The sequence below is a fragment of the Vibrio sp. 1078-1 genome (genome assembly GCF_033340475.1).
Genome location: NZ_JAWOWM010000304.1, coordinates 1 through 729, shown reverse-complemented (window position 1 = coordinate 729; position 729 = coordinate 1). Strand labels below are relative to the sequence as shown.

Here is a 729-nt window from a genome sequence, read left to right as displayed (position 1 = left end):
TTTTTGGCGTGGCCAAATTAAAGCGAAAACCCAATCGAGAGTTGATGTATTCGAGCCTCTGCTCAAAGGTCGCCACTCGTTGACTGTCACTTAACTGAGCGCCAATTTCTAAAAACAGACGCATGGCAAAGCGGTCAATCGATGTGCCCAGTCTCAAATACGTTTTCACCAATTGACTGGCGCACAAACTGTCCACCACACTTCTGTCCAACAAGCGTTGCAACAACGATAACTGGTCGTCATTCAGCACACCTTCACTCAACAGCTGTCGGTGATTCACGTGGACAACATTGAGATCCTGTGATGGCTGAGACGCACTCTCGTATCGTGCTCCTCTTTGCAAAACAGTGACTTTCCTTTGCGTCACAATGCTGTCAGGAAAAAGCGAACGGCGTCGCCAATGCTGCTTTTTCATTTGTGTTCTTCTCCGCATCCCTTTCGAACACTCCAGAATGAAAGGGATGTAATAAATTTGAATTATTCGTTCTTACGCTGAACATAATAGAATTTTATGTCCGTCGGTGACTTTCAAAATTAGTCAGAAAATTTTAGTCATAAGTCATTTCAATTAGCGATGGCGACTTGCTCATCACCGGAACGGACCTTACTTGGCGTAGTGCCAAAGCGACGTCGATAACTTTGAGTAAAGTAAGATTGGCTGGAAAATCCCGCTTCCATTGCCACATCGACAATGCTCATTTTGCTCGTCAGCAAAAGCTTGTGTGCGTG

The 729-nt window shown here is 45.1% G+C and carries 1 protein-coding gene and 1 pseudogene; both read right to left on the bottom strand.

The genetic code is table 11. The features are described from left to right. Positions 1–433 (bottom strand): annotated as a pseudogene (gene esxD / locus R7190_RS27240) (type III secretion system regulon anti-activator ExsD); the annotation flags it as partial. A 131-nt stretch (positions 434–564) separates the two neighbouring features. Beyond that, positions 565–729, bottom strand: a 165-nt coding sequence (locus R7190_RS27235) for a helix-turn-helix domain-containing protein (RefSeq protein ID WP_318137851.1), incomplete at its 5' end; no start/stop codon positions are given.